The sequence below is a fragment of the Mycobacterium sp. genome (assembly GCF_019243155.1).
GTDB lineage: Bacteria > Actinomycetota > Actinomycetes > Mycobacteriales > Mycobacteriaceae > Mycobacterium.
This window is the reverse complement of sequence record NZ_JAFAUS010000369.1, coordinates 1-6929: the sequence shown is the minus strand read 5'-3', so window position 1 is coordinate 6929 and position 6929 is coordinate 1. Positions and strand designations below refer to the sequence as shown.

Here is a 6929-nt window from a genome sequence, read left to right as displayed (position 1 = left end):
TTGCCCGCCCAGTGCTGGGTCCGGCCGTAGTGCATGGGCTCACCGAGTTCGGTTCCCAGCGCGACGCACAGGTCGGATTGCTCGACCGCCTCGTTGGCGGCCGGGGAGAACAGGTAGGGGAAGGTCCGATCCTGTAGTCCCGGGATGTAGGACGTACCCCCGGAGGTCTGGATGACCGGGCAGGCCATCAAGTCGGCGAGCTCCTTCACCGCGGCACCGGTACGCGACGTGTGCACGCCGTGGCCCACCAACAGAATCGGGCTCTTCGCTTCGCGAATCAACTTCGCTGCCTCGGCGATCTCAGGGGCGCCTGCCCCCTGGTTGACGAGGCGATACCGGTTGGGCGGCAGCGGTTCTGCGACGTCGAGTTCGGCGAGGATGACGTGCGACGGGTACTCGATGTAGGCCGGGCCGGGCGTGCCGGACATGGCCCGGCGAATCGCCTCGTGAATGATCTCATCGGTCTGGTCGGCGTACTCGATAGATGCGCTGTACTTGACGGACGGCGCGATAAGGGGCTCCTGACGGACGAATTGGATGCGCCCGCGCCGGACTCGGCGTTCGGTGACACGGGCGCGCTGGCCGCCGAGGAAGATCACCGGCGAGTTCTCCACGAGCGCGCACTGGACCGCTCCGGCGATGTTGGCCATGCCCGGGCCGAGCGTGCCGATACACAGGCCGGGCTTGCCCGTCATGCGCGACGCCGCCTCTGCCATGAATCCCGCGCTCAATTCGTGATGCGGTGCCACCACCGACCAGCCGCGGGCCTCGGCCTCGGCGAACATGTGCACGAAGTTCGGATCCGGGATGCCGAACAGGGTGTTGACGCCCTCGGCCTCGAACAGGTCGAGGATGCGTTTGTAGACCGGCACAGCCATTGTTCGAAACTCCTTAGCGATAGATACTTTTGAGCGAGTTCTCGGTCGATGGCGCCAGGCCCAGCTCCTCGAGGATCTCCGCGGTGTGCTCGCCGAGCTCCGGCGCCGGCCCTGCGACGCGGCCGGGTGTCTGCGAGAACCAGGTAGGGACGCCCGGGAAACGCACCGGTCCGTGCGGCGTGTCCACGGTTTCGAACATGCCGACGGCGTTCAGATGCGGATCGTCGAACAGCGAGCTGGGGGTGTTCAGTGGCGCGGCCGGAATTTCCAACTCCCGCAACAACTCCAGCCATTCATCCGTCGAGCGTTGCTTCATCGTCTCGGCCACCAGCCCGTAGACGGTGTCGATCTCGCCCGCACGCTGCTCGAGCGTGGCATAGCGCTCGTTCGCCCACGGCGGTTGCACGGCGTTGACGAAGGCGTTCCAGTGCTTGTCGTTGTAGATCAACGCGGCGATGTGGCCGTCGCTGGTGCGGTAAGGCCTGCGGTTGGGCGCCACGGTGCGCGGGTACACGGCCGGCCCCAGCGGCGGATCGAACAGGGCGCCATTGGCGTGTTCGACGAGCATGAACGAGGCCATGGTCTCGAACATGGCCACCTCGACCTCCTGGCCCTCCCCGGTGCGCTCGCGATGGAACAGCGCCATGGTCGTCGCATACAGCGCCGTCAGCCCGGCGACCTTGTCGGCCATGATGGTTCCGACGTAGTCGGCCTCGCCGGTCAGCTGCTGTTGGACCGCGGGCAACCCGCATTCGGCCTGGATGGTGTCGTCGTAGGCCGGTCTGTCGCGGTCCGGCCCCCTCCGGCCGTAGCCGTAGCAATTGGTGTAGATGATCGACGGGTTGAGGGCGGCGACGTCCTCGTAGCTGAAGCCGAGTTTGGCCACGGCCTTGGCGCGCATGGAATGGATGAACACATCCGCGGACTCGACCAGCGCCCGTAGCGCCTGAATTCCCGCATCGGTTCGCAGGTCCAACACGACGCTGCGCTTGCCCCGGTTGACGTTGACGAAGACGCCGCTCATCCCCGGCGCCGGGCCGACGGAGATGTAGCGGGTGTTATCGCCTTGCGGCGGCTCGACTTTGATCACATCGGCGCCCATGTCGGCCATGATCTGCGTGCAGTACGGTCCCATCACCATCGCGGTGAGGTCGATCACCCGCAAACCGGCCAGCGGTCCCTTGCGGTCAGCCATGCAGTTCACCCCGATCGTTTGAGCGCTGCGCCAGTTCGAAGCTGTAGCGGATGTGCTGATTGTGCCCGTCGGGCAGGACTGGAAAAACCAACGGCGCCTGTATGTTTCGTATCGCGTCGAGATGCGCGCCGACGTCCTCGACCGTCCACGATGGGCGACACACACCGGGGCTTTCGGCGATGACGGCGCGCGCTACCCGGCCCGCCAGCGCGATGAAGATCTCCCCGGTCACCGAGCAGGATTCGTGTGCGAGCCAACCCACCACCGGCGCAACAAGATCCGGGCCCATCGGCGGGTAGGCCGAGGTGTCGATTCCGGCGGCCATCCGTGTCACTGCGGCCGGCACGATCACGTTGGACGTCACACCGTCCGGAGCGCCTTCGAGCGCGGCGACGTTGGACAGCCCGATCACGCCGGTCTTGGCGGCCGCGTAGTTGGCCACTTCGTGATTTCCGTACAGGCCGCCGATCGACGACGTGAGGACGATGCGCCCGTAACCGGCATCGCACATGAGCGGAAAGGCGGGCCGCACAACGTTGAACGCGCCGCGTAGGTGTACGTCGAGCACCGCATCGAAGTCCTCGTAGCTCATTTCCTTGAGCGAACCGCGACGCACGTTGCCGGCGTTGTGAATCAGGATGTCGATGCCGCCGTAGTTTTCGGTCGCCGCCGCGATGATCGCCTCGCCGCCTTCGCGGGTGGTTACCGAAGCGGCACAGGCAAGCGCCTCTCCCCCGGCCGCCCTGATCTCCTGGGCTACCCGTTCGGCCGGATCGGCATCGATACCGTCGCCGGTGAGGCTGCCGCCGGAATCGTTGACGATGACCCGGGCCCCGCGTGCGGCGAGTAGCTGCGCGTACGCGCGCCCCAGCCCTCGACCACCCCCGGTGACGACGGCGACGCGATCGTCAAATCTCAACTCGCTCACGAAAGCTCGAGGCCTTCCAGGTCACCCCTGGAACGCCACTCAGCGATCAGGTCGCCGAAGGCGTAGAAGCCCGGCGAGTAGAAATCGCCGAGGAACGCACCATTGTCCTTGGCGCCACCCTGGCCTTCGTTATTGTAATAGCCAGGCGTGCAAGACATCTCGAAGGCAGAGTTATCGATCGCAAGTTCGGCGACCGTCCTGACCCAGCCGTCTTGGCCCTCCTGACTGGGTTCGACCATGGTCGCGCCGCGTCTCTGCGCCTCTGCGATGATGTAGGCGATGTGCTCGGCCTGTTGCTCGAACATCGCGGTGGTGTTGGCCGAGACGCCACCCTGGATGAAGCCGGTGAAGAACTGGTTGGGGAAGCCACGGGTGGTCATGCCGTGCAACGTCTGATATTTGTGGTGCCAGTACTCGAACAGCGATAGCCCGCCGCGGCCCTCGATGACGTCGACCGCGAAGCGGCGACTGATCTCCGTGGATATCTCGAATCCGCTTGCGAATACCACGCAATCGACCTCGTACTCAACGCCGTTGGCGACAATGCCCTTCTCCGTCAGGCGCTCCACGCCCTTGGATTCCGCCACGTCCACCAACGTCACGTTGGGCAGGTTGAACGCCGGCAGGTACGTCTCGCTCGAACACGGCCGCTTGCACATGAAGCGGTAGTACGGCTTGAGTGCTTCGGCGGTCTCGGGATCGTCGACCAGGGCGGCCACGCGGCTCCGCAGCCGCTCCATGATCTTGAAGTCCTCTTCCTCCCGGATCCCCATGATCTCCTCGATCCCGAGCGAGGCGGGATCCGGGCTTGCAGCAATCCGGGCGGTCATGTTGCGGCCCAATTCGGTCCAGAAGTCACACACCAGATCCGGTTCGCCGAACACCACCCCGACAAACGGTGACCAGTTGTGGAAATTGCGCTTACGCTCCTCCTGCCAACCGGGCTGCAGGGTCGCCGCCCAGGCCGGATCGGTGGGCGTGTTGGCGCGCATGTCCACCGACGACGGGGTGCGTTGGAACACGAAGAGCTGCTGGGCATCCCTGCCGAGATGCGGCACCAGCTGAACGCCGGTAGCCCCCGTGCCTACAAGTGCGACGCGCTTGTCGGCGAGCTTGTGCAGGCCGCCGCTGGCATCGCCCCCGGTGTAGTCGTAGTCCCAGCGCGCGGAATGGAACGCGTGGCCGCCGGCCTCCAGATACTCCTGGATGCCGGGGATGCCGGGCAGCTTCGGCTTGTTGTACGAACCCTGGGCCATCACCACGAATCGCGCGCGGATGTCGTCACCGCGGTTAGTGGTCAGCTGCCAGCGTTTAGTCTCCTCGTTCCAGCGCATGGTCTCGACCTGGGTGGAGAAGATCGCGCCGTCGTAGAGGTCGAAGCGTTTGCCCATGGCCTGGCAATGCGCAAAAATCTCGGCGCCGTCGGCGAATTTCTTGCTCGGCAGGAACTCGAGTTCCTCCAGCATCGGGACATAGCAGTAAGCGTCATTGTCGCACTGGATGCCCGGGAAGCGGTTCCAATACCACACACCGCCGAAGTCCCCGGCCATGTCGATGACCCGAACATCCTGCACGCCAGCCTTTTTCAGGTAAGCACCCGACAACAACCCTGCGAACCCACCGCCGAGCACCACGACCTCGATGTCCTCATCGATCGGAGGGCGGTCGGCCACCGGGGTGTACGGGTCCACCTCGTAGAGGCCGGCCAGGTCACCGTCGAGTTCGAGATACTGCGCGCCGCCATCCTTTCGTAGGCGCTTCTCACGCTCCTGGGCGTACTTGGCCCGCATCGCGTCGATGTCGACGTCCTGCGGTACCTCGGTGGGCCCGCAGGCCTCGGACGTTGTCATCGATCTCAAAGCTCCTGTGGTTCGCCGGTACCCATGTATTTCGACAACTGGTAGTGCAGGTTCACGGTGCTGCGCTCCCGGTACGGATTCGGCTTGGTCCCCGGAAAGCCGAGGGATTTCATGCCCTGCTGGACTGCGGCCATGTTGGAGAAATCCTGGGGCAGAACCGAGCGCCACCTCGGATCGCCGACCGGGGTGTACTCCCATTCCGTCTGTGGTTCTTGGCCTTTCGGATACAGTTCGAAGACCGAGACCTCGAAGATGCACTTGTTTGGGTCATAGCTGGGGTGCGGCCGAGCGCCGTAGCACAACGCGACGGTCAGACCCTGCCCGATCTGGAAGTTCGGGAAGATCTGCCACGCGGTGCCGGCCTGGCCGAGGATGTCGGACGGAATGGTCGGCCAGGTCACGCCGCGGGCCTCATCGTCGCGGCGCGCGGACGCCAGCCAGTGCTCGAGCACTTTGTCGGCCGGTGTGCCCTCGGGTAGCTCGTCGACCAACCGTTTGGCGGCGTTCACCAGCGTCTCGGTGGTGGAGGTGTTGGTCTCCTCCATCGTGTAGATCTGCATCTCGGCCGTCGACACCCGGGGATCGGCGCCGGTTCCAAGCCGGATCTTGGACTTGGTCGCCGCGAGGTCGTCCGGGGCGTCATAGCCGATGTTGCTGTGTCTGCCCTGCGCCTTGGCCCAGCCCTTGAACTCGCCGAATTGGTTGAACTCGGGATGCGTCGTGTAGACGTGGTAGGTCTCGTTGAAGGCCTCCAGCGCCACCTTCCAGTTGCAGTCGAACTCGAGCCACTTACGCCATTTGAAGCGCATGTTGTCCAGTCCGAACGGGTCGAGAATCTTCGCGGCCGGGAACAGGTAGTCGGCCAGCGGCTCGCAGTCCGGATCCATGTTGACCCACAGCCAGCCACCCCAGGTGTCGACCTTGACCGGCCGAAGGTGGGTGTTGTCCGGGGTCAGCGCTTCCTGCCAATCCTGTTGTTCGCGAATATGGGTGCACGCCCCGTCCAGGCCGTAGGTCCAGCCGTGAAACCCGCAGACGAACGACTTCCTGGTGCGCCCGCAAGCGTTTTTGGCGCCCTCGGGCCTGTCGATCAGCCGACGGCCGCGGTGCATGCACACGTTGTGGTGGGCACGAAACTCGTGTTCGCCGGTGCGCACCACGATGATCGAGTCGTCAAGGATGTCATAGGTCAGGTAACTGCCCACCTCGGGCAGCTCCTCCACACGGCCGACCTGCTGCCAGACCTTGCGCCACAGCCTGTCCCGCTCGGCGCGGGCATAGTCGGAGGAGATATACGCCTCGACGCCGATCGTGACCGGTTTCGAGAGTTCTTCGGCCGCTTCGGTATTCACGCCTCTGGCCAGATCGGTCATCACATCCTCCTAATCGCCGCGCGGAAGGATTCGTCTTTGAGAAACAGCGACGTGTTGTCGGCGCCCAGATGGCTCCACTTGAGGTCCAGTCCGCCGTCGACGAGCAGGGTCTGTCCGGTGATGTAGCTCGACAGCTCCGAGAGGAGAAAGAGGATGGCGCCGGACTGCTCCTCGGGCCGCCCGCGCCGCCCCATCGCGATCGCCTGCCGGTCCCGCTCCGGGTCCTCGTCGACGTAGGTGCGCGAGGCCGCCGTCTCGGTGACGCCCGGGGCCACGGCGTTCACCCGGATCCCCGACAACGCGAGTTCGAGGGCCATCGTGCGGGTCATCGCCGTGATCGCGGCCTTGGCGGTCCCGTAGGCGATGTGGAAGGGCGCGGTGTTGATGCCACTGATCGAGGAGATGGACACGATCGACCCGGACCGCTGTTGCGCGACGAGTTCGGCCGCGACGGCCCGGCTCATGAAAAACGCGGTCTCCAGATTGTCGGTGAAGATCTGGCGCCAGTCGTCACGGGTCACGCGGGTCGACGGCATCCACGTCGACGGGGCCGCACCGCCGGCGACATTGACCAGACCGTACAGCCGGCCCTCGGCGCGCCGCGCCTGCTCGATCACCGCGGCGATGCCCTCGTCGGTCGATGCGTCGGCCGCGACGGGCACGACGGACAGACCCTGCTGCGCCAGCGGGGCGACG

General features: G+C 65.2%; 6 protein-coding genes. All 6 read right to left on the bottom strand.

Translation table 11 applies throughout. The features are described from left to right. The coding region (locus JOZ00_RS19025) for a thiamine pyrophosphate-binding protein (RefSeq protein ID WP_293346367.1) at positions 1-878 on the bottom strand (878 nt) is incomplete at its 3' end. 13 nt (positions 879-891) lie between these two features. Beyond that, positions 892-2073, bottom strand: a complete 1182-nt coding sequence (locus tag JOZ00_RS19020; RefSeq protein WP_293346365.1) for a CoA transferase — start codon at positions 2071-2073, stop codon at positions 892-894. Beyond that, on the bottom strand, positions 2066-3001 hold the full coding sequence (locus JOZ00_RS19015; protein ID WP_293346363.1) for an SDR family NAD(P)-dependent oxidoreductase: 936 nt from the start codon (positions 2999-3001) through the stop codon (positions 2066-2068). Before JOZ00_RS19015 ends, JOZ00_RS19020 begins: the two co-directional genes overlap by 8 nt. After that, positions 2998-4851: an NAD(P)/FAD-dependent oxidoreductase gene (locus tag JOZ00_RS19010; RefSeq protein ID WP_293346361.1), complete on the bottom strand. Its 1854-nt coding sequence runs from the start codon at positions 4849-4851 to the stop codon at positions 2998-3000. The genes JOZ00_RS19015 and JOZ00_RS19010 overlap by 4 nt, the downstream gene beginning before the upstream one ends. Before the next feature lie 5 nt (positions 4852-4856). Beyond that, on the bottom strand, positions 4857-6233 hold the full coding sequence (locus JOZ00_RS19005) for an aromatic ring-hydroxylating dioxygenase subunit alpha (protein WP_293346359.1): 1377 nt from the start codon (positions 6231-6233) through the stop codon (positions 4857-4859). Next, positions 6233-6929: SDR family oxidoreductase (locus JOZ00_RS19000; RefSeq protein ID WP_293346357.1), on the bottom strand; the 697-nt coding region annotated here is incomplete at its 5' end. The genes JOZ00_RS19005 and JOZ00_RS19000, both read right to left, overlap by 1 nt.